The organism is Pseudomonas silensiensis, assembly GCF_050434865.1.
Taxonomy (GTDB): domain Bacteria; phylum Pseudomonadota; class Gammaproteobacteria; order Pseudomonadales; family Pseudomonadaceae; genus Aquipseudomonas; species Aquipseudomonas fluorescens_W.
On the sequence record NZ_JBNDJH010000009.1, the window covers coordinates 79,493 to 99,104 of the forward strand.

Below are 19,612 nucleotides of genomic sequence, written 5' to 3' on the forward strand. Positions count from 1 at the left end.
TCGTCTCAGAGGATGAATGGATCAACTTCCTCCTGAGGTCAGCCCCCATGTCCCTCCCTCTGCATTTCCTCCGCCCGGCCGCCCAGGGTTTCGCCGCCGGGTTGCTGCTGGCCATTGCCGGTTGCGGCGTTTCATCCACGCCTGATTCCGCCTCGGCTCCGCCACCGGCTCAAGGTGCGCTGCCGACTGAAGTCGTGGTGCGCAGCGAGGCGGTCATGGCAGACACTTCGATGGCCAAGCGCAGCGTGCGTCCGGCACCGATGTCGAGCTATGCGCCGATGCTGGCGGGCGAGGCATCTCCACAGGGATATCGGGATGAGCAGCGGGAGCAGTATCAAGCGTTGGCGGATAATCCGATTCACAGCGTGGCCGAAGCGCCCGTCTCGACCTTCAGCGCCGACGTCGACACCGGCGCTTACGCCAACGTCCGCCGCTTGCTCAATCAGGGGCGCTTACCACCGGAAGGTGCGGTGCGACTGGAGGAGATGGTCAATTACTTCCCCTACGATTACGCATTGCCCACCGATGGCTCCCCCTTCGGCGTGACCACAGAGCTGGCGCCGTCGCCGTGGAACCCGCATACCCGATTGCTGCGCATCGGCATCAAGGCCTCGGACCGCGCGGTCGCGGAACTGGCCCCGGCGAACCTGGTGTTTCTGGTGGACGTGTCCGGCTCGATGGACCGACGCGAAGGTTTGCCGCTGGTCAAAAGCACCCTGAAATTGCTGGTCGATCAATTGCGCGAGCAGGATCGGGTTTCATTGGTCGTCTATGCCGGCGATTCGCGTGTGGTGCTGGAGCCGACGTCCGGACGCGACAAAGCGAAAATTCGTACCGCCATCGATCAGTTAAACGCCGGCGGCTCCACCGCTGGGGCGTCAGGCATCGAACTGGCCTATCAAATGGCGCAGCAGGCGTTTATCCCCAAGGGCATCAACCGCATCCTGCTGGCCACCGACGGTGACTTCAACGTCGGTATCAGCGACTTCGACAGCCTCAAGCAAATGGCTGTGGATAAGCGCAAGACCGGTGTTTCCCTGACCACATTGGGTTTTGGTGTGGATAACTACAATGAACACCTGATGGAACAGTTGGCCGATGCGGGCGACGGCAACTATGCCTACATCGACAACCTGCGCGAGGCGCGCAAGGTGCTGGTGGATCAGCTCGGTTCGACCCTTGCGGTCGTGGCGAAGAACGTGAAGCTGCAAGTGGAGTTCAACCCGGCGCAGGTCAGCGAATATCGGCTGTTGGGGTATGAAAACCGTGCGTTGAAGCGTGAGGATTTCAGTAACGACAAGGTCGATGCCGGTGAAATCGGCGCAGGACATACGGTGACGGCGTTGTACGAAATTGTGCCCAAGGGCGAGAAGGGTTGGTTGGAGCCGTTGCGGTATGGAAAGTCGGAGTCGGTGGCATCCGGTACAAACGGGGAATTGGCGATGCTGCGTGTGCGTTATCAGCTGCCGGAAGGTGGGAATAGTCGTTTGATCGAACGACCCATTGCGGGTGCTTTGGAAGTCAAAGCCAGCGACGACCTGCGATTTGCGGCGGCCGTGGCGGCGTTTTCCCAGCAGCTCAAGGACGGGCGCTATACCGGCGATTTCAGCCTGAAGGACACCGAGACTTTGGCTCGCGGAGCGCGGGGCGAGGATCGATTTGGTCTGCGTGCAGAGTTCGTGCAATTGGTGGAGTTGGCGCAAAGTCTGCGAACCACGACTGCATCGAACAGTGAGCCGCTTAAAGGAGGCTACAACTGACATGTCTGCACCTGAACCGAGCGACGAATCGCTGCTGGCCCGTTATCGCACAGGCGACGGGCCGGCGTTCGAGATTCTGTACGCCCGTCATCGCCAAGGGCTCTACCGATTCCTGCTCGGCCTGAGCGGCAAGTCCGAGCTGGCCGAAGAGGTTTACCAGGACACTTGGTTGAGCCTGATCCGCAGCACCAGTCAGCCACAAGGCCGGGCGAATTTTCGTACCTGGCTTTACCAGATTGCCCGCAACCGCCTGATCGATCACTGGCGCAAACACGGAATCCACAACCCCTTGCACGACAGCTATGACGAACAGCTCCACGCGCTGAGCGATGACGCTGCTGATCCCGAACAACTGCTGAGCCTTAGCCGCGACAATCAGCGCCTCGAAGCGGCCCTGCAAAACCTGCCTGCTGACCAGCGCGAAGTGTTCCTGCTGCGCGCCCACGGCGATCTCGACCTGCCGCAGATCGCCACCCTCACCGAAACACCGCTGGAAACCGTCAAAAGCCGCTTGCGCTACGCCCAGCAAAAACTGCGTCGGCTGCTGGCCGAGGAGGTACTGACATGACTGACGCCCGTCCTACGCCAGAAGACGAAGTGTTGAAGCACTATCGTGAACACGCGACCAGCGAACCGCCGGCCCATCTCGACGCTTTCCTCCTGGCGGCCGCACACCGAGAAGTCCCTGTGCAGAAGCCGGGTCTGTGGAAACGCAGGGTCCAAGCCTGCCAGAAACCCCGTTGGCAAGTCGCATTTGCCAGCCTCGTCGGTGTCGCCCTGATGCTTGCACTGGTGCAACGCACGGAGGAGCAACCGCCGAGTTACGACTTCGCCCCTGCACCTAAGGCGTCTGCACCGGTCGCCAAAAAAGAAGCACCATCATCGGTAGCGCGTTCTCTGGCTGCCCCGGCCGGCGCCATGTCCGCGCCAGAGCTTGCGGCCCCAATGGCCGATCTTGCCGCCCCAGCACAGAGCGAATCGATCAGCGTTGAAATGGCTGACGAAGCGAAAGTCAGCAAACGCCCGGCGATAGCGCCGGCAAAGTTTATCGACGATCAATTAAGGGAAGTGATCCGCCTGCAAAAGGCTGGTCAGGCTCAAGCGGCCGCTGACCTGATGGCGACATTGCACAAACGCTTTCCCAAGGAAAATCTCACGGCCAGACTCAAGGATTTGCAGAAAAACTGAGAGGCAGAGCGGTCAGTCATTTGGCATCGACACCCGAAAGCGCGCACTATCGACCCATAGCCGATGCGTTGGAGGTAGCCATGGCGAAAAAAATCGACCGCATCGCCCAAATGCTCAACTGCCCGCAGAAGGGCGAGGAATTACGGCGAGCTGTTACTGAGAGTCGTAAGGAGTTTCTGCTGGCGAAGCAGGCAGAAGAAGCGTTTGAGGAAGATGTCCTTGATGATGAAGAGGTTGAGGACGAAGAGGATGATGAATACGACGAGTTCGATTGGACGACTGAATGAATAACCGCATTAAGCCCGTTTCCGACGATGACACGGGCTCACAGTTTGATCGGTTACAAGCTTCCGCAATTATTGAAGCCATTGCAGCTAGCCGTATCGATCCACGTCCTAATATTGCTGCCGAAACAGTGTTTGCAGAGATTGATGCGCTCATTGATGCAGAGCAAAGCGGCTCGTAGGAAGCGCTACTCTTTCAGATTGCAGATCCCGACGATTGTCTAGTCCTGAAATAGGTTTACACCTGTTTCACCCTAACGCTCGATGCATCGCATCGGGCGTTTGTATTTTAAGGACGAAGCCACTTTCCAGCTGGGAGCATCAATTGGTCGCCATGCGCTTGGGGTGTGGACAGGGCCGATGAGTCAGGATTCACGGTTGCTTTCTTTTGCGCGGTATCATAATTTCATACCATGAATAACAAACAGCTCAGCACCCTGAAAGCAGTATTCTCAAGGCCGACCCCAGCCGCGCTGGAGTGGGCCCGTATCGAGTCTTTATTCGGTGCCGCTGGCGCCAAGACCATTGAAGGCAATGGGTCCCGGGTGCGCTTTGAGCTGAACGGTGTGGTCGCCACCTTTCACCGACCACACCCGGACAAAGAAGCAAAGCCCTACCAGGTTCGTGATGCTCGGGCTTTCCTTGAACAAGCAGGAGTCACCCCATGAGCGTAATGAATTACAAAGGCTATGCCGCCCGAATTGAATACAGCGAGGAAGATGGCCTGTTTGTCGGCCATATTGCTGGTATCAGAGATATTGTTGGATTTCATGGCGAGTCAGTACGGGAGCTTCGAGATGCATTTGAAGAGGCCGTCACTGATTATCTGGAGACTTGCGCCAAGCTCGGGCGCACGCCGCAGAAGCCCTATTCTGGCCACCTCAGTCTGCGTTTAGCGCCGGCACTCCACGCAACTGTCGCCGTAAAAGCACAGCTAGCCCACAAGAGTATCAATCAGTGGGTAGCTGAGGTTCTTGATCGTGAGGTGCATGCCTGACCACTGCCATTGCACCTTCCTGAAAAGAAGCCAGAAGGTGTAAACCTTACTCAGGACGAAGCAACACCCACAAAAAAGCCCCAGACCCTAAGATCTGAGGCTTTCTCGTTTCTACGTTTGGTGCACCAGGCGGGATTCGAACCCACGACCACTGCCTTCGGAGGGCAGTACTCTATCCAGCTGAGCTACTGGTGCGATGCGGGCGCCATGATACTCATATGCACTGCGGGCGTCCATGCTGCTGAATCGCCTGCGTTTTTCCAAAGCGTAACCTGCGATTGCTACGTTGATCAGAAAAATTAGGCAAATGCGGCGTTTTCGTTCTTTTTTTCGAACAGGCTATTGTCCTTTACCCCCTTTGATCCTAGGATTCGTTTGAGATTTCAAACGCTCTTGTCTGGGTGCTGAACCGCACGAGTTTCAATCAGTGCGCTATTTATGTGCTTCAGCCCGGTGAATGATTTCCCTGACGGCAGCCTATAAGGCGCCTTTCTACAATCATAATTCGCTCCGCGCTGGCCGCGGTGCTGTTAAGGAAAGCCGACATGCAGCTTAAAGACACCCAGTTGTTCCGCCAACAAGCCTTCATCGATGGCGCTTGGGTTGATGCGGACAATGGTCAGACGATCAATGTCACCAACCCGGCAACGGGCGACATTCTGGGCACCGTGCCGAAAATGGGCGCTGCCGAAACCCGCCGTGCAATCGAAGCCGCTGACAAAGCGCTGCCGGCCTGGCGTGCACTGACCGCCAAGGACCGCGCCAACAAGCTGCGTCGCTGGTTCGAACTGATCATCGAGAACCAGGACGACCTGGCTCGCCTGATGACCCTCGAACAAGGCAAGCCATTGGCTGAAGCCAAGGGCGAAATCGTTTACGCCGCTTCCTTTATCGAGTGGTTCGCTGAAGAAGCCAAGCGCGTCTACGGTGACGTGATTCCGGGTCACCAGCCAGACAAGCGCCTGATCGTGATCAAGCAGCCAATCGGCGTGACCGCTGCAATCACTCCGTGGAACTTCCCGGCCGCGATGATCACCCGTAAAGCCGGCCCGGCCCTGGCCGCCGGTTGCACCATGGTGCTCAAGCCTGCTTCGCAAACTCCGTTTTCCGCATTCGCTTTGGCTGAACTGGCCCAGCGTGCCGGCATTCCTGCCGGTGTGTTCAGCGTTGTTTCCGGCAGCGCCGGCGACATCGGCAGCGAGCTGACCAGCAACCCGATCGTACGCAAACTGTCCTTCACCGGCTCGACCGAAATCGGTCGTCAGCTGATGGCTGAATGCGCCAAGGACATCAAGAAAGTGTCCCTGGAACTGGGCGGCAACGCGCCGTTCATCGTGTTCGACGACGCAGACCTGGATAAGGCCGTCGAAGGCGCGATCATTTCCAAGTACCGCAACAACGGCCAGACCTGCGTCTGCGCCAACCGTCTGTACATTCAGGATTCGGTCTACGACGCGTTCGCCGAGAAGCTGAAAGTGGCGGTGGCCAAACTCAAGATCGGTAACGGTCTGGAAGAAGGCACCACCACTGGCCCGCTGATCGACGGAAAAGCCGTGGCCAAGGTTCAAGAACACATTGCTGACGCGATCAGCAAAGGCGCAACCGTTCTGGCGGGTGGCAAGGTCATGGAAGGCAACTTCTTCGAGCCGACCATCCTGACCAACGTGCCGAAGAACGCTGCCGTGGCCAAGGAAGAAACCTTCGGTCCATTGGCTCCGCTGTTCCGCTTCAAAGACGAAGCCGAAGTGATCGCGATGTCCAACGACACCGAGTTCGGTCTGGCTTCGTACTTCTATGCTCGCGACCTGGGTCGTGTGTTCCGTGTGGCTGAAGCCCTGGAATACGGCATGGTCGGCGTCAACACCGGGTTGATCTCCAACGAAGTCGCGCCGTTCGGCGGCATCAAGGCGTCGGGCCTGGGCCGTGAAGGCTCCAAGTACGGCATCGAAGATTACCTGGAAATCAAATACCTCTGCCTGGGCATCTAAGCTCCAAGGGATAAGCCCGGCAAGGCATTGCTTCAAACGCAAAGGGCACGAGAGCGCTGTCCCTTTGCGTGCTTCAAACGGAATTTTCTCTGTGGCCGGGAAAGCTGTGGCAGTCGATCATCGCATGCTGCCGTAGTTGCCTCCCCGCCGCATTTTCCTTGAACCACGCCGCCCGATGAGCGGTGAATGAGGACTTTATGAGCAAGACTAACGCATCCCTGATGAAACGCCGCGAAGCCGCTGTACCACGCGGTGTTGGCCAGATTCACCCGATCTTCGCCGAGTCCGCGAAGAACGCCACCGTGACCGACGTTGAAGGTCGCGAGTTCATCGACTTCGCCGGCGGTATCGCCGTACTGAACACCGGCCACGTGCACCCGAAAATCATCGCCGCCGTGACCGAGCAGCTGAACAAGCTGACCCACACGTGCTTCCAGGTACTGGCTTACGAGCCGTACGTAGAAGTGTGCGAAAAAATCAACGCCAAGGTGCCAGGTGATTTCGCCAAGAAAACCCTGCTGGTGACCACCGGCTCCGAAGCCGTGGAAAACTCCATCAAGATCGCACGTGCCGCCACTGGCCGTGCTGGCGTGATCGCGTTCACCGGTGCTTACCACGGCCGCACCATGATGACCCTGGGCCTGACCGGTAAAGTCGTGCCTTACTCGGCCGGCATGGGCCTGATGCCAGGCGGCATCTTCCGCGCGCTGTACCCGAACGAACTGCACGGTGTGAGCATCGACGATTCGATCGCCAGCATCGAACGCATCTTCAAGAACGACGCCGAGCCGCGTGACATCGCTGCAATCATCATCGAGCCGGTTCAGGGCGAAGGTGGTTTCTACGTCGCGCCAAAAGAGTTCATGAAGCGTCTGCGCGCTCTGTGCGACCAGCACGGCATCTTGCTGATCGCTGACGAAGTACAAACTGGCGCTGGTCGTACCGGTACTTTCTTTGCCATGGAACAGATGGGCGTTGCTGCCGACCTGACCACCTTCGCCAAATCCATCGCTGGCGGCTTCCCGTTGGCCGGTGTTTGCGGCAAGGCCGAATACATGGACGCCATTGCTCCAGGCGGCTTGGGCGGCACCTACGCTGGTAGCCCGATCGCTTGCGCCGCGGCTCTGGCCGTGATGGAAGTGTTCGAAGAAGAGCACCTGCTGGACCGCTGCAAGGCTGTCGGCGAGCGTCTGGTCACTGGCCTCAAGGCCATCCAGGCCAAGTACCCGGTGATCGGCGAAGTCCGTGCCCTGGGCGCGATGATCGCGGTCGAGCTGTTCGTTGACGGCGACAGCCACAAGCCGAATGCTCCAGCGGTAGCCGCTGTTGTGGCCAAGGCTCGCGACAAGGGTCTGATCCTGCTGTCCTGCGGCACTTACGGCAACGTTCTGCGCGTCCTGGTACCGCTGACTTCGCCGGACGAGCAACTGGACAAAGGTCTGGCGATCATCGAAGAGTGCTTCTCCGAGCTGTGATCTCCAAGCTCTGATCGATTTGTGAACTGATCGACAAAAAAACCCGCTTCGGCGGGTTTTTTTGTGTCCCAGGAACACATCGATGGCGAATGCGCTGTATCGAATGGCCAGCATTGACTAAGGTGCAGGCACTACCTTTGGAGTGTGTAAATGACTGTTGTGGTGTTACCCGCTGCACCGCGTGTGCTGATTGCCGAGGCCGACCCCTGGTCCCGCGACCTGCTCCAGCAGGTTTTGTTGAATGTGCGCTGCGACGCACGGCTGGATCTGTGTGCCGATGGTCAGGAAGCGCTGCACCTGTTGGCGGAAAATCCTTACGACCTGGTGATCGTCGACTGGGAGCTGCCCGGCGTCGATGGTTTGAATGTCTTGCGCAATGTTCGCCAACGCAAGCGCAATCCACCCCTGCCGTTCATTCTGATGAGCAGCCGCAACGACAGCGCCAGTGTGCGCGAAGTCTTGCCCCTGGCGCCTGCGGCGTACCTGACCAAACCCCTGAACATGGAAAGCCTGACCCACCGTCTGCAGGACTTGCTGCTGAACGCTGGTGAAGAGCTATCTTGCGAGACGCCGTCATTGGCGACGGGCATGACCTTGTCGGTGTACCTGGAGCGTCGTCGAGAGTCTGCGGACGGTGCGCCGTTGATGACTGACGTGCAGTTGGCGGTCAAACGCAGCCTCAATCCCAATGGCCTCGATTTGACCGTGCTGCATGACGAGATCCGTACCGATCCGCAAATCACCGCTGTGCTGATCGCCGCCGCCAACAGTGCTGCCCATCACTTGGGAGCCGCGGCGCAGACCCTGTCCCAGGCACTGCACCGCCTCGGCACCGGGCAAAGCATGAACCTGATTCTGGGGCTGGCCCTCAAACGCAGCGCCCGTCTCAGCGATCCGTTTCTGGCCGACTATGCCGAGCGCTATTGGGAGCTGTCGCTGCGCACCGCCGAGTATGGCCGGACCCTGGCGCGCTTGCTGGATCTGGATCAGGAGCGCTGTTATTGCGCCGGCATGTTGCATCGCCTCGGCGACCTTGCGCTGTTGCGGTGTTTGCAGGAATGGAGGCAGGCCGGTGGTGAGCTGGATGAGTGGGAGGAGGTCGGCGAGGCGCTGGCCGAATTCGGCGCGGGCTATGGTTCGGCGCTTCGCACTCGCTGGCGCCTGCCGCTGGAGCTGCGAGAGCTGATTGCGGCGGTCTACCAGCTCGGTGGCGGGGTTTACTCCCGCGAAGCGCTGGTGATGAACATGGCTGCGCAACTGGCGCGACTGACCGAGCATGAGGGCATTGAGGAACTGGCGAAAAGCCGGACGGCGCGGTTGCTCAAGATTGGGTTGCCGGAATTGATGCGCTTGCGCAAGAAGTAGATCGTTCCACGCATAGCGTGGGAACGATCCAAAAACCTAGCCGGAAACGATGCGGTTCTTGCCCTGGTGTTTGGCTTTGTACATTGCCGCATCCGCGCGGGCAAACAGGCTATCGACGCTTTCGTCCTCGTCGGTGAGGCTGGTCAGGCCCTGGCTGACGGTGATGCCGAATGTCTGGTCGCCATGGCTGAAGCTTAAGCGCTGAATCTCCCGTTGCAGGCGCTCGGCCACTTGCATGGCCATGTCTGTCGCACAGCCGGGAAACACGGCTGCGAATTCCTCACCGCCAACTCGCCCGAACACATCACCGCGACGCAACACCGCGCGACCGCTCTCGGCGATTCGTTGCAGCACGTTGTCGCCTTCCTGGTGGCCGTAGGTATCGTTGATTACTTTGAAGTCATCGATGTCCAGAAGCAGGAAGGCCAGCGGCGTGCCTTGGTGCCGTGCCTGTTCGAATTCACGGTGGGCGCAGTCGAAGAAGTGTCGACGGTTGCTGCTCTGGGTCAGCACGTCGGTGGTGGCCAGGCGTTGCAGCTCGGTTTCCATCTGCTTCTTGTCAGTAATGTCTTCGGCAATGCCGACGATGATCACTGGTTGCCCCGGCTCGGCCTGACGGTTGATGAAGCACTTGTCACTGAGCCAGCGGACCTGGCCGTCGGCGGCAATGATTCGGTATTCGCGGTCTTCAACGGAACCTTTCACCAGTACTTCGGCCAGGCTGCGTTCGGCATAGTCCAGATCGTCGGGGTAAATGCTGTCGCGCCATTGGTTGTAGTCGGACAGCAACAAGCCAGCGGAGCGGCCGAAAATCCGTTCATACGCAGGGCTGACATAGAGCACCCGACGGGATTCCCAGTCGAAAGCCCAAAGCACCGCGTTGACGCTCACCAGCAGCGCGCTGAACAGTTGTTCGCGTTCGCTCAAGCGCGCCACTTCGCCTTGTGCATGCATCAGCGCCAGCAGGGTTTGCGCGGCTTCGGGCCACTGCGGGAGGGATGAGTCTTGTAGGCTTTTATTGAGCATCGACACAAATCTCAAAGGGCGTGTGCCGCTCGAGGTTCGAAAGCGGCCAATACCAGAGCCCGCCTGGATGGCGAAGTGTCTTTTGAGATAGGGGATTTGGAGCTTAGTTCCGAAGGGTGCGCCCATGAGCGGGGCGCACCGATCAACGGCGTCAGACAGCGGCGGGGCGCAGGGAGTAGGTTTTCAACTGATCGGCGAAGTCGCGCAGGGATTGAATTCCGCTGGCTTCGGCTTCGTGTACCCAATCCTTGATGGCGGCCAGCATGTCGTGACCATTTGAGCTGGTCTTGACCCAGATCTGCTGCAAGGCCAGGCGTTTCTCGTAAATTACCTTCAGCGCCTGACTGTGCTCGAGCATGGTCTGGATGCGAATGTGGTGTTTGTCATCCAGCAGGCTGGTTTCCCGCGAGAGCAGGCGCTTGGCGCGGTGGAACTGGTGACGGACCGAGTGATCGACCTTTTCCAGCTCTTGTTTGACCAGCGGTGCGATCACCAATTTGCGGTACTGGGCCATGATCTGGAAGCGGTTGTTGAGGATCGCCATGGCGGTGTCCATGTCCAGGTTGCCTTTGCCTTCGACCCGATGGGCGATGGGCGCGACCCGCTGAACCTTGGCCAGACGCAGGAAGCTGAAGACCTGGATCCAGGCCCAGCCGAGATCGAATTCCCACTTCTTCACCGACAGTTTTGCCGAATTAGGGTAGGTGTGATGGTTGTTATGCAGTTCTTCGCCGCCGATCAGGATGCCCCAAGGCACCAGATTGGTCGCCGCATCGCGGCATTCGAAGTTGCGGTAGCCGATGGCATGGCCCAGGCCATTGACCACGCCAGCGGCCCAGACCGGGATCCACATCATCTGGATCGCCCAGATGGTGATGCCGATGGTGCCGAACAGCAGCAGGTCGATGACGCCCATGATCGCCACGCCCAGCAGCGGAAAACGGCTGTACAGGTTGCGCTCGATCCAGTCTTCGGGGCAGTTCTTGCCGTAGATGCGCAGGGTCTCCGGATTCTCCGCCTCGGCGCGGTACAGCTCGGCACCTTTGCGCAGAACGGTGGACAGGCCCTTGATGACCGGGCTGTGCGGGTCATCGACGGTTTCGCATTTGGCATGGTGCTTGCGGTGGATAGCGGTCCACTCACGGGTGTTCTGTGCCGTGGTCAGCCACAGCCAGAAGCGGAAGAAATGTTTCAGGCCAGCATTGAGCTCAAGCGAGCGATGGGCTGAATAACGATGCAGATAGACCGTGACGCCGATGATCGTCACGTGGGTCATCAGCAGGGTGACTGCCACCAGTGACCAGGGCGACAAGCCGAGAAAACCTTCGTACCACATAGGCTATTGCGCCCTCGATAAAGAAAAAAACAGCCGTTGCATTATCACTTAGCTCACAGATAAAACCAGTCGCCCTTTCAGATAAGAGTGGCTGGATGTTTCTTTAAACTATAATTCCATCCATTTTGAAGGGACATGGATAGCCGAATGTCTGCCACCTATCGCGATGCTTTGCGTGCAGCCCTGCTTTACCTTCTGGTTTCTATAGGTTGGCTGCTGTTCAGCGGTCATTTATTGAACAGTTTCTTCGATAGCTCTGCTGAGCTAATGCGATGGCAACTGATCAACGGTTATGCCTGGGCGGCATTCAGTGCCGGTTTGATTTTTCTCGCGCGGGCGCGATTGTTTCGTTGCCTGGGGATCGGCGCCAAATTGCGTGAGCGCACTGAAGAGCGCGAGCGTTTGCGTCAGGCGGCCGCGGTGTTCGATTGCACGCGTGAAGGGGTATTGGTCACTGATAGCGAAGGCCTGATCGTTCATGTGAACCGGGCCTTTATGGAAATCACCGGTTATCAGCGTGAGGAGGTGCTGGGTCAGCAACCCAATTTGTTCAAGTCCGGTCATCACCCGCCGGGCTTCTACCGGGCGATGTTCGCGACACTCAACAGCACCGGCGAGTGGAGCGGGGAAATCTGGAACCGCCGCAAAAGCGGCGAGATCTACCCGCAATGGCAAACCATCCGCATCATTGACGACGAGAACGGGCGGCGCAGCCATTACGTGGCGGTGTTTTCCGACATTAGCGCAATCAAGAACTCCGAACATGAGCTGACGCACCTGGCTCACTACGATCCGCTGACCGATCTGCCCAACCGTTTGCTGTTCACCGACCGCACCGAGCAGGCTCTGGCTTCGGCGCAGATCCACAAGCGCGGCTGCGCGTTGCTGATGATTGATCTTGATCACTTCAAGATGATCAACGACAGCCTCGGGCATAGCATTGGGGACCAGTTGCTCAAGGGCGTTGCCGAGCGTTTGAAAGCGATGGTCGGTCCGGGGATCACGCTGGCGCGCCTTGGCGGTGACGAGTTCGCCGTGCTGGCTGAAAGCTGTCCGCAAATGGTGCACGCGGCGGCGCTGGCTCAGCGGATCATCGATGGCCTAAAAGAACCGTTCCAGATCGACGGGCATCAGTTGTTCGTCAATATCAGCGTGGGCATCAGCCTGTTCCCCGGCGACGCCTTGAGCGCCGAGCAGCTGTTGCGCAACTCCGACTCGGCGCTGTTCAAGGCCAAGGGGGCCGGCCGCAACGGCTACGCCCTCTATACCGAAGAATTGACCGCCCATGCCCAGCAACGGGTCGAGACTGCATTCGAATTGCGCCGTGCACTGGAGCAGCAGGAGTTGCGGGTTTATTACCAACCGGTTCACGACCTCAAGACCAGCCGCCTGATCGGCGTCGAGGCATTGGTGCGCTGGGAGCATCCGCAGCGAGGGTTGGTGTCGCCGGCAGAATTCATTCCCATTGCCGAGCGCACCGGTCTGATCGCCGAAATTGATGCCTGGGTGATGCGCCAGGCGTGTGAGCAGATGTGCCAATGGCAGCAGGCTGGGGTGGTGTTGTCGTTTGTCGCGGTGAATGTTTCTTCTCGTTTGTTCGCCCGCCGTGAGCTGTTTGGGCAGGTGGCGAAGGTGCTGCACGAAACCGGGCTGGATCCTGCCTGTCTGGAGCTGGAAGTCACCGAGAGCGCCGTGATGGATGACCCGGAAGTCGCGCTGGAGCAGATGCACAGGTTGCGCGAATTAGGTGTGCGGCTGGCCATCGATGACTTCGGTACAGGCTATTCGTCGTTGCTGCGCCTCAAGCGAATGCCGGTACAGAAACTCAAGATCGATCAGGGCTTCGTTGCCGGGTTGCCGTGGGATGAAGATGACGCGGCGATTGTGCGGGTGATCATCGCGCTGGCCCGGAGCATGGGGATGCAGGTTCATGCCGAGGGGATCGAGCAGGTCGAGCAGGCGGCCTTTCTGCTCGAACACGGCTGCGATCTGGGGCAGGGGTACTGGTTTGGACGGCCAGTGCCGGCTGGGCAAGTGGATTGGAAGGGTGCTCCATTGATTCTTCAGCACTGATCGTTCCCCCCCCCTCTGAGTGGGAATGCCGCCCGGGACGCTCCGCGTCCCTGTCCCCGGTCCTTTATCAGTTTTTGGTTATATTAAAATTCTTAAATAGTCTTTTTAAGAATATCTGCGCTTATCTACTATTGGTTTCACGCCGCAAGCAGTCCCGCCACTGCCAGGCAACCTCTAGTTGAAGGAGCAGCACCATGAGCGCATCCCTACGTAGCGTTGACGGCCAGGACGAAGCAACCATTTTGCGTGAGATCCAGAGCGCCTTGCGCGATCTGCGTTTTGGCGCAGTGGAAATCACCGTGCACAACGCCCAGGTGGTCCAGATCGAACGCAAAGAAAAATTCCGGTTGCAGAACCCAAGCAACAAACCGAGTTAAAAACCGGCAACCCGATACCAGCACACCATAAGAAAAAGCCAACACAATCAGAATTCCAGGAGCTTTCACCATGTCGTCGATTCGTCATTTCGCTTTGGCCGCCTTGGCCAGTGCCCTTTTTGCTGGTTCCGCGGTTGCCAAGGATTACGAACTGCTTAACGTGTCGTACGACCCGACTCGCGAGCTGTATCAGGACTACAACGCTGAATTCGTCAAGTTCTGGCAGAAAGACCACGCTGGCGACAGTGTGAAAATCCAGCAGTCCCACGGTGGTTCGGGCAAGCAGGGTCGGGCAGTGATCGACGGTCTGCGTGCCGACGTGGTGACCCTGGCCCTGGCCGGTGACATCGACGAAATCGCCAAGCTCGGCAAGACCCTGCCATCGGATTGGCAGACGCGTCTGCCGGAAGCGAGCACGCCTTACACCTCGACCATCGTGTTCCTGGTGCGCAAGGGCAACCCTAAAGGCATCAAGGACTGGGGCGACCTGACCAAGAACGGCGTGGAAGTCATCACCCCGAACCCGAAAACCTCCGGCGGCGCACGTTGGAACTTCCTCGCGGCGTGGGCCTATGGCCTGAAAGCCAATGGCGGTAACGAAGCGAAAGCCAAGGAATACGTGCAAACCCTGTTCAAGCACGTTCCTGTGCTGGACACCGGTGCTCGCGGTTCGACTATTACCTTCGTCAACAACGGTCAGGGCGATGTGTTGCTGGCCTGGGAAAACGAAGCCTTCCTGGCCTTGAAAGAAGACGGCGGCGCTGACAAGTTCGACATTGTCGTGCCATCGCTGTCGATCCTCGCCGAACCTCCGGTGGCCGTGGTCGACAAAAACGCCGAGAAAAAGGGCAACACCGAGATCGCCGAAGCGTACCTCAAGCACCTGTACAGCCCGGCCGGCCAGGAAATCGCGGCAAAAAACTTCTATCGTCCACGTGACAAGGATGTTGCCGCCAAGTACGCCAAACAGTTCCCGACACTGGACCTGGTGACCATCGACAAGGATTTCGGCGGCTGGAAAACCGCTCAACCGAAATTCTTCAACGACGGTGGCGTGTTCGACCAGATTTATCAGGCGCAATAACCTGAAATAAGCCATCAACGAGCCTCGAATTCCGATTCGAGGCTTTGCGCGTTCTCAACCAAGGACTTTTATGTCGCGTCGTATCTCCCCCGTCATACCCGGCTTCGGGCTGACGCTGGGCTACACCTTGGTGTACCTCAGCCTGATTGTGCTCATTCCACTGGCGGCGATGTTCGTGCATGCCGCTCAACTCACCTGGGACCAGTTCTGGGCAATTATTTCGGCGCCACGGGTGCTGGCGGCGTTGAAGCTCAGTTTCGGCACCGCGCTCTATGCCGCGATCATCAACGGCATCATCGGCACGCTGCTGGCCTGGGTGCTGGTGCGCTATACCTTCCCGGGACGCAAAGTCATCGACGCGATGATCGACTTGCCCTTCGCGTTGCCCACTGCGGTGGCCGGTATCGCGCTCACTGCGTTGTACACCCCCACCGGTTTGGTGGGTCAGTTTGCAGCGGACCTGGGTTTCAAGATCGCGTACACCCCCCTCGGCATCACCCTTGCCCTCACTTTTGTGACACTTCCATTCGTAGTACGTACCGTACAGCCAGTATTGGCTGATATCCCTCGTGAAGTGGAAGAAGCGGCGGCGTGCCTGGGTGCAAAACCGTTGCAGGTTTTCCGTCATATTCTGGTGCCCGCGTTGTTGCCCGCGTGGCTGACAGGTTTTGCGTTGGCCTTTGCCCGCGGGGTCGGCGAGTACGGTTCGGTGATTTTCATCGCCGGCAATATGCCGATGAAAACCGAGATCCTGCCGCTGCTGATCATGGTCAAACTCGACCAGTACGATTACACCGGCGCCACGTCCATTGGTGTACTGATGCTGGTGGTTTCCTTCGTCCTGTTGCTGCTGATCAACTTGCTGCAGCGGCGCATCGAAACCCCATAAGGAGGCGCGAAAATGTCCCAATCGTCTATTAGCGCCGCTTCCTCGGCCAACGCCGCCCGCCGTGGCAGTGCCACTTCGCGGCGAATCCTGATCAGCCTTGGCTGGCTGATTTTTGCGCTGTTCCTGTTGCTGCCGCTGTTCATCGTGGTGTCCCAGGGACTGAAAAATGGCCTCGGCGCATTTTTCACCGCGATTTTCGAACCCGACGCCTTGTCGGCCCTGAAACTCACGCTGATCGCCGTGCTGATTTCAGTGCCGCTGAACCTGGTGTTCGGTGTCAGCGCCGCGTGGTGCGTGAGCAAGTACTCGTTCCGCGGCAAGAGCATGCTGGTCACGCTGATCGACCTGCCTTTTTCGGTGTCGCCGGTAATCGCCGGTCTGGTCTACGTGCTGATGTTCGGTGCTCAGGGCCTGTTTGGTCCGTGGTTGCAGGACCATGACATCCAGATCGTCTTCGCGTTGCCGGGCATCGTGCTGGCGACGATCTTCGTCACCGTGCCGTTCGTGGCGCGCGAACTGATCCCGCTGATGCAGGAACAAGGCACGCAGGAAGAAGAGGCCGCGCGTTTGCTCGGGGCCAATGGCTGGCAGATGTTCTGGCACGTCACCGTTCCCAACATCAAATGGGGCCTGATCTACGGCGTGGTGCTGTGTACGGCGCGGGCCATGGGGGAGTTTGGTGCGGTGTCGGTGGTTTCCGGGCACATTCGCGGGGTGACCAACACCCTGCCGCTGCACGTCGAGATCCTCTACAACGAATACAACCACGTGGCGGCGTTCGCCGTGGCGAGCCTGTTGCTGATCCTGGCGCTCTTCATCCTGCTGCTCAAGCAGTGGAGCGAAAACCGTATTAACCGCCTGCGCGCCAGCGCCGCGGAGGAATAAGTCATGTCGATCGAAGTGCGTAACGTCAGCAAGAATTTTCACGCGTTCAAGGCGCTGGACAACATCAGCCTGGACATTCAAAGCGGCGAACTCGTGGCGCTGCTTGGCCCGTCCGGCTGCGGCAAAACCACCCTGCTGCGGATCATCGCCGGTCTGGAAACCCCGGATAAGGGCAACATCGTGTTCCACGGTGAAGACGTCTCCGGCCATGATGTGCGTGATCGCAACGTCGGTTTCGTGTTCCAGCACTACGCGCTGTTCCGCCACATGACGGTGTTCGACAACGTCGCGTTCGGCCTGCGCATGAAACCGAAAAACCAGCGCCCGAGCGAAAGCCAGATCGCGGTGAAAGTCCACGAACTGCTGAATATGGTGCAACTGGATTGGCTGTCGGATCGCTACCCGGAGCAACTCTCCGGTGGCCAGCGTCAGCGTATCGCCCTGGCTCGCGCGTTGGCGGTGGAACCGAAAGTCCTGCTGCTCGACGAGCCCTTCGGCGCCCTCGACGCCAAGGTCCGTAAAGAACTGCGTCGCTGGTTGGCGCGGCTGCACGAAGACATCAACCTGACCTCGGTGTTCGTGACTCACGACCAGGAAGAAGCGATGGAAGTCGCCGACCGCATCGTGGTGATGAACAAGGGCGTGATCGAGCAGATCGGCTCACCGGGCGACGTTTACGAAAACCCGGCCAGCGATTTCGTTTATCACTTCCTGGGCGATTCGAACCGGCTGCATCTGGGTGAAGACAACCATGTGCTGTTCCGTCCTCACGAAGTGTCGCTGTCGCGTCATGAGCTGGAGGATCACCACGCGGCCGAGGTGCGGGATATTCGTCCGTTGGGCGCGACGACACGGGTGACGCTGAAGGTCGAAGGCCAGAGCGAATTGATCGAGGCCGAGGTGGTGAAAGATCACGACAGCCTGATCGGGTTGGCGAAGGGCGAGACGCTGTTCTTCAAGCCCAAGGTCTGGCAGAAAGTCGCCAACATCTAAAGCAAAAGCTTCGCGGGCAAGCCTCGCTCCTACAGGTCACGGATATCCCTGTAGGAGCGAGCTTTGCCCGCGAAAGCGATCTATATGGCAGCGCGATTCGGATTGATTCGCACGCCACCCACCCGCGCCTCGATCTGCTCTTTGAGGTCATGCCGCAACCCCAGCAAAAACGCCAACTCAACCACCACGAACAACGGCCCGACAATCAACCCCGTCACATCATCGACAAACGCCGGTTTGCGTCCTTCGTAGTGATGACCGACAAACTGAATCGCCCAACCCACCACAAACATCCCGATGCCGCTCGCCAGCCAGACCAGCGTGCTTTGCTGCGCAAGAACCTGACCCGCCCAAATGCACAGGCCGAGCAACACGGTCATCAACACCCCGAGGCGCAACTCCAGGCGCAGGTAAAACCACGCCGACGCCAGCGCGACCAGCACCGCCGGCGAAACCCAGCCCCCGGCCCATTGCGGCCGCGACAGCAATACCGCCACGGCCACCACAATCAGCGGAATACCGATAAAGTGGCTGGCAATATTGCGCGGGTCACGGTGGTAGGCGGCGTATTGACTGAGATGGTCGACGAGGCTTTTCATTGTTGTTCCTCCTGTTGGGTGATGGATCATGCCCCGGGTCCACATTTCGCTCTGTCAGGCAGGCGACAATCTCCAGGAGTTTTCATGGGCATGCAGGTTTGGCGTTCGCGGCTGGATAAAGGGCAGTGGTTCAGCCATTTACCTGTTTCTTTACAGGATAGTCTGCTGGCCGCCGCCAGGGTGCGGCGGTTGTCGCCAGGCCAGCGGCTGTTCAAGCGCGGCGATCCACCGTGCGGGCTGTACGCGGTGCTCGAAGGTTCGGTGCGCATCGGCGCCGTGAGCGAGCAGGGCAAGGAGGCGCTGTTGAGCCTGGTGGAGTCGCCCCACTGGTTCGGCGAAATCTGCCTGTTTGATGGTCAGCCGCGCACTCATGATGCGTTCGGTCTGGGTCAATGCGTCCTGTTGCACATTCCGCAAACCGTGCTGCTGACGTTGCTTGATGAACAACCGGCGTACTGGCGGCAACTGGCATTGCTGATGAGCCAGAAACTGCGCCTGACCTTCATCAATCTCGAACAACTGAGCCTCATGCCAACCGCCGCTCGACTGGCGCATCGCTTGCTGATGATCGCCGAGGGTTACGGCGAAATCGACCCGCCGCGACGGGTGTTGCAACTGCCCCAGGAACAATTGGCGTCGATGCTGTCGCTGTCGCGCCAGACCACCAACCAGATTCTCCAGGACTTGCAGGGGCAGGGGATTGTGAATCTCAAGTACGGCGAGATCGAGATTCTGGATGCGCAACGATTGCGGAAGTTGGCGATTATCTGAAACCCGGCGTTAGGGGTGGGCTTTGGGCGCGAAGGCGCCTAGCCTGTGATGACGACAATCGAGGTGTGCCATGCGTGTGCTGTTAGTGGAAGACGAACCTGAGACCGCCAAACTCCTGGCTAAAGGTCTGAACGAGGCAAGTTACTCAGTCGATGTGGCGGTCAACGGTATGGACGGCCGTCGTTTCATCGAGTCTGGCGAATACGAGCTGATCATCCTCGACGTGATGCTGCCGGGGCTCAATGGCTGGCAGTTGCTGCAGCAGATCCGCAAGCTCGGTGATACGCCGGTGCTGTTCCTGACCACCAAGGACGGTATCGAGGATCGCCTGCGCGACCTGGAGTTGCATGAGGATGATTACCTGCTCAAGCCGTTTGCCGTGAGCGAGTTGGTGAAGCGAGTGCGCAAGTTGTTGCGGCGGGATCGGGGGCGCTGAAACCGGGTCCGATCAATCAATGAGCTAGACTTCGACTTGGTTATGCATTAAATACAATGCAAATAAAACATTTCAGTAAATATGCA

21 protein-coding genes and 1 tRNA gene are annotated in these 19,612 nt (G+C 58.7%); 18 read left to right on the top strand and 4 right to left on the bottom strand.

Translation table 11 applies throughout. The features are described from left to right. Window positions 1–47: 47 nt before the first annotated feature. From QF010_RS14900 to QF010_RS14930, 7 genes are all read left to right on the top strand, one after another. Window positions 48–1,760 carry a vWA domain-containing protein gene (locus tag QF010_RS14900; RefSeq protein ID WP_429533412.1) on the top strand — a complete coding sequence of 571 codons (1,713 nt, stop codon included), beginning with the start codon at window positions 48–50 and terminating at the stop codon, window positions 1,758–1,760. A gap of 1 nt (window position 1,761) precedes the next feature. Continuing rightward, window positions 1,762–2,328: an RNA polymerase sigma factor gene (locus QF010_RS14905; protein ID WP_429533413.1), complete on the top strand. Its 567-nt coding sequence runs from the start codon at window positions 1,762–1,764 to the stop codon at window positions 2,326–2,328. Further along, window positions 2,325–2,948 carry a hypothetical protein gene (locus QF010_RS14910; protein WP_429533414.1) on the top strand — a complete coding sequence of 208 codons (624 nt, stop codon included), beginning with the start codon at window positions 2,325–2,327 and terminating at the stop codon, window positions 2,946–2,948. Before QF010_RS14905 ends, QF010_RS14910 begins: the two co-directional genes overlap by 4 nt. Before the next feature lie 20 nt (window positions 2,949–2,968). Then, the gene (locus QF010_RS14915) at window positions 2,969–3,235 is read left to right on the top strand and encodes a hypothetical protein (RefSeq protein WP_231670549.1); all 267 of its coding nucleotides are present in this window, start codon (window positions 2,969–2,971) and stop codon (window positions 3,233–3,235) included. Next, window positions 3,232–3,414 (top strand): hypothetical protein, encoded by a 183-nt coding sequence (locus tag QF010_RS14920; protein ID WP_050482829.1) that lies wholly within the window; start codon window positions 3,232–3,234, stop codon window positions 3,412–3,414. Before QF010_RS14915 ends, QF010_RS14920 begins: the two co-directional genes overlap by 4 nt. Window positions 3,415–3,645: 231 nt before the next feature. Further along, window positions 3,646–3,900: a type II toxin-antitoxin system HicA family toxin gene (locus tag QF010_RS14925; protein ID WP_046047280.1), complete on the top strand. Its 255-nt coding sequence runs from the start codon at window positions 3,646–3,648 to the stop codon at window positions 3,898–3,900. Next, window positions 3,897–4,229 carry a type II toxin-antitoxin system HicB family antitoxin gene (locus tag QF010_RS14930; RefSeq protein ID WP_033058605.1) on the top strand — a complete coding sequence of 111 codons (333 nt, stop codon included), beginning with the start codon at window positions 3,897–3,899 and terminating at the stop codon, window positions 4,227–4,229. The genes QF010_RS14925 and QF010_RS14930 overlap by 4 nt, the downstream gene beginning before the upstream one ends. A gap of 118 nt (window positions 4,230–4,347) precedes the next feature. Here the strand turns inward: QF010_RS14930 and QF010_RS14935 are convergent. Then, window positions 4,348–4,424, bottom strand: a tRNA-Arg gene (locus tag QF010_RS14935). Window positions 4,425–4,774: 350 nt separating this feature from the next. Between QF010_RS14935 and gabD the strand changes: the two genes are divergently transcribed. The 3 genes from gabD to QF010_RS14950 all read left to right on the top strand — a co-directional run bounded on the left by gabD (window position 4,775) and on the right by QF010_RS14950 (window position 9,057). Then, window positions 4,775–6,217: an NADP-dependent succinate-semialdehyde dehydrogenase gene (gabD, locus tag QF010_RS14940; protein WP_033058570.1), complete on the top strand. Its 1,443-nt coding sequence runs from the start codon at window positions 4,775–4,777 to the stop codon at window positions 6,215–6,217. A 197-nt stretch (window positions 6,218–6,414) separates the two neighbouring features. Next, window positions 6,415–7,692, top strand: coding sequence for a 4-aminobutyrate--2-oxoglutarate transaminase (gene gabT, locus QF010_RS14945; protein WP_033058568.1), 1,278 nt, complete (start codon window positions 6,415–6,417; stop codon window positions 7,690–7,692). A gap of 150 nt (window positions 7,693–7,842) precedes the next feature. Next, complete coding sequence (locus QF010_RS14950) at window positions 7,843–9,057, top strand: HDOD domain-containing protein (RefSeq protein WP_429533415.1); 1,215 nt, start codon at window positions 7,843–7,845, stop codon at window positions 9,055–9,057. A 36-nt stretch (window positions 9,058–9,093) separates the two neighbouring features. Here QF010_RS14950 and QF010_RS14955 read toward each other — a convergent pair whose 3' ends face one another. Next, a complete protein-coding gene (locus tag QF010_RS14955) occupies window positions 9,094–10,083 on the bottom strand; it encodes a GGDEF domain-containing protein (RefSeq protein WP_429511402.1) in 990 nt (329 codons plus the stop codon). A gap of 151 nt (window positions 10,084–10,234) precedes the next feature. After that, window positions 10,235–11,419, bottom strand: a complete 1,185-nt coding sequence (gene desA, locus QF010_RS14960) for a delta-9 fatty acid desaturase DesA (protein WP_056745676.1) — start codon at window positions 11,417–11,419, stop codon at window positions 10,235–10,237. Between the two features lie 147 nt (window positions 11,420–11,566). Between desA and dibA the strand changes: the two genes are divergently transcribed. The 6 genes from dibA (at window position 11,567) to QF010_RS14990 (ending at window position 17,720) form a co-directional block, all read left to right on the top strand. Beyond that, a complete protein-coding gene (dibA, locus tag QF010_RS14965) occupies window positions 11,567–13,492 on the top strand; it encodes a phosphodiesterase DibA (protein WP_429533416.1) in 1,926 nt (641 codons plus the stop codon). Between the two features lie 194 nt (window positions 13,493–13,686). Further along, on the top strand, window positions 13,687–13,869 hold the full coding sequence (oscA, locus tag QF010_RS14970) for a sulfur starvation response protein OscA (RefSeq protein ID WP_007945260.1): 183 nt from the start codon (window positions 13,687–13,689) through the stop codon (window positions 13,867–13,869). 70 nt (window positions 13,870–13,939) lie between these two features. Next, window positions 13,940–14,953 (top strand): sulfate ABC transporter substrate-binding protein, encoded by a 1,014-nt coding sequence (locus tag QF010_RS14975; RefSeq protein ID WP_429533417.1) that lies wholly within the window; start codon window positions 13,940–13,942, stop codon window positions 14,951–14,953. Window positions 14,954–15,023: 70 nt separating this feature from the next. Continuing rightward, window positions 15,024–15,842, top strand: coding sequence for a sulfate ABC transporter permease subunit CysT (gene cysT, locus QF010_RS14980; protein WP_033058556.1), 819 nt, complete (start codon window positions 15,024–15,026; stop codon window positions 15,840–15,842). Between the two features lie 12 nt (window positions 15,843–15,854). After that, complete coding sequence (cysW, locus tag QF010_RS14985; RefSeq protein WP_033058554.1) at window positions 15,855–16,727, top strand: sulfate ABC transporter permease subunit CysW; 873 nt, start codon at window positions 15,855–15,857, stop codon at window positions 16,725–16,727. Between the two features lie 3 nt (window positions 16,728–16,730). After that, the gene (locus QF010_RS14990; protein ID WP_134419292.1) at window positions 16,731–17,720 is read left to right on the top strand and encodes a sulfate/molybdate ABC transporter ATP-binding protein; all 990 of its coding nucleotides are present in this window, start codon (window positions 16,731–16,733) and stop codon (window positions 17,718–17,720) included. 80 nt (window positions 17,721–17,800) lie between these two features. Here the strand turns inward: QF010_RS14990 and QF010_RS14995 are convergent, their stop codons facing one another. Continuing rightward, complete coding sequence (locus QF010_RS14995; protein ID WP_033058551.1) at window positions 17,801–18,319, bottom strand: Mpo1 family 2-hydroxy fatty acid dioxygenase; 519 nt, start codon at window positions 18,317–18,319, stop codon at window positions 17,801–17,803. An 84-nt stretch (window positions 18,320–18,403) separates the two neighbouring features. Here QF010_RS14995 and QF010_RS15000 point away from each other — a divergent pair, with 84 nt between their 5' ends. Together QF010_RS15000 and QF010_RS15005 are read left to right on the top strand one after the other, a co-directional pair. Next, a complete protein-coding gene (locus QF010_RS15000; protein WP_429533418.1) occupies window positions 18,404–19,090 on the top strand; it encodes a Crp/Fnr family transcriptional regulator in 687 nt (228 codons plus the stop codon). Between the two features lie 70 nt (window positions 19,091–19,160). Continuing rightward, a complete protein-coding gene (locus QF010_RS15005) occupies window positions 19,161–19,526 on the top strand; it encodes a response regulator (RefSeq protein ID WP_008148221.1) in 366 nt (121 codons plus the stop codon). Window positions 19,527–19,612 lie beyond the last annotated feature (86 nt).

Coding starts and splice junctions, on each gene's coding strand:
- QF010_RS14920 (WP_050482829.1), top strand. CDS start 3,232: ATGAATAACCGCATTAAGCCCGTTTCCGACGATGACACGGGCTCACAG.
- QF010_RS14995 (WP_033058551.1), bottom strand. CDS start 18,319: ATGAAAAGCCTCGTCGACCATCTCAGTCAATACGCCGCCTACCACCGT.
- QF010_RS14990 (WP_134419292.1), top strand. CDS start 16,731: ATGTCGATCGAAGTGCGTAACGTCAGCAAGAATTTTCACGCGTTCAAG.
- cysT (WP_033058556.1), top strand. CDS start 15,024: ATGTCGCGTCGTATCTCCCCCGTCATACCCGGCTTCGGGCTGACGCTG.
- QF010_RS14925 (WP_046047280.1), top strand. CDS start 3,646: ATGAATAACAAACAGCTCAGCACCCTGAAAGCAGTATTCTCAAGGCCG.
- QF010_RS15000 (WP_429533418.1), top strand. CDS start 18,404: ATGGGCATGCAGGTTTGGCGTTCGCGGCTGGATAAAGGGCAGTGGTTC.
- gabD (WP_033058570.1), top strand. CDS start 4,775: ATGCAGCTTAAAGACACCCAGTTGTTCCGCCAACAAGCCTTCATCGAT.
- dibA (WP_429533416.1), top strand. CDS start 11,567: ATGTCTGCCACCTATCGCGATGCTTTGCGTGCAGCCCTGCTTTACCTT.
- QF010_RS14910 (WP_429533414.1), top strand. CDS start 2,325: ATGACTGACGCCCGTCCTACGCCAGAAGACGAAGTGTTGAAGCACTAT.
- QF010_RS14900 (WP_429533412.1), top strand. CDS start 48: ATGTCCCTCCCTCTGCATTTCCTCCGCCCGGCCGCCCAGGGTTTCGCC.
- oscA (WP_007945260.1), top strand. CDS start 13,687: ATGAGCGCATCCCTACGTAGCGTTGACGGCCAGGACGAAGCAACCATT.
- desA (WP_056745676.1), bottom strand. CDS start 11,419: ATGTGGTACGAAGGTTTTCTCGGCTTGTCGCCCTGGTCACTGGTGGCA.
- QF010_RS14930 (WP_033058605.1), top strand. CDS start 3,897: ATGAGCGTAATGAATTACAAAGGCTATGCCGCCCGAATTGAATACAGC.
- QF010_RS14950 (WP_429533415.1), top strand. CDS start 7,843: ATGACTGTTGTGGTGTTACCCGCTGCACCGCGTGTGCTGATTGCCGAG.
- QF010_RS14955 (WP_429511402.1), bottom strand. CDS start 10,083: ATGCTCAATAAAAGCCTACAAGACTCATCCCTCCCGCAGTGGCCCGAA.
- cysW (WP_033058554.1), top strand. CDS start 15,855: ATGTCCCAATCGTCTATTAGCGCCGCTTCCTCGGCCAACGCCGCCCGC.
- gabT (WP_033058568.1), top strand. CDS start 6,415: ATGAGCAAGACTAACGCATCCCTGATGAAACGCCGCGAAGCCGCTGTA.
- QF010_RS14905 (WP_429533413.1), top strand. CDS start 1,762: ATGTCTGCACCTGAACCGAGCGACGAATCGCTGCTGGCCCGTTATCGC.
- QF010_RS15005 (WP_008148221.1), top strand. CDS start 19,161: ATGCGTGTGCTGTTAGTGGAAGACGAACCTGAGACCGCCAAACTCCTG.
- QF010_RS14975 (WP_429533417.1), top strand. CDS start 13,940: ATGTCGTCGATTCGTCATTTCGCTTTGGCCGCCTTGGCCAGTGCCCTT.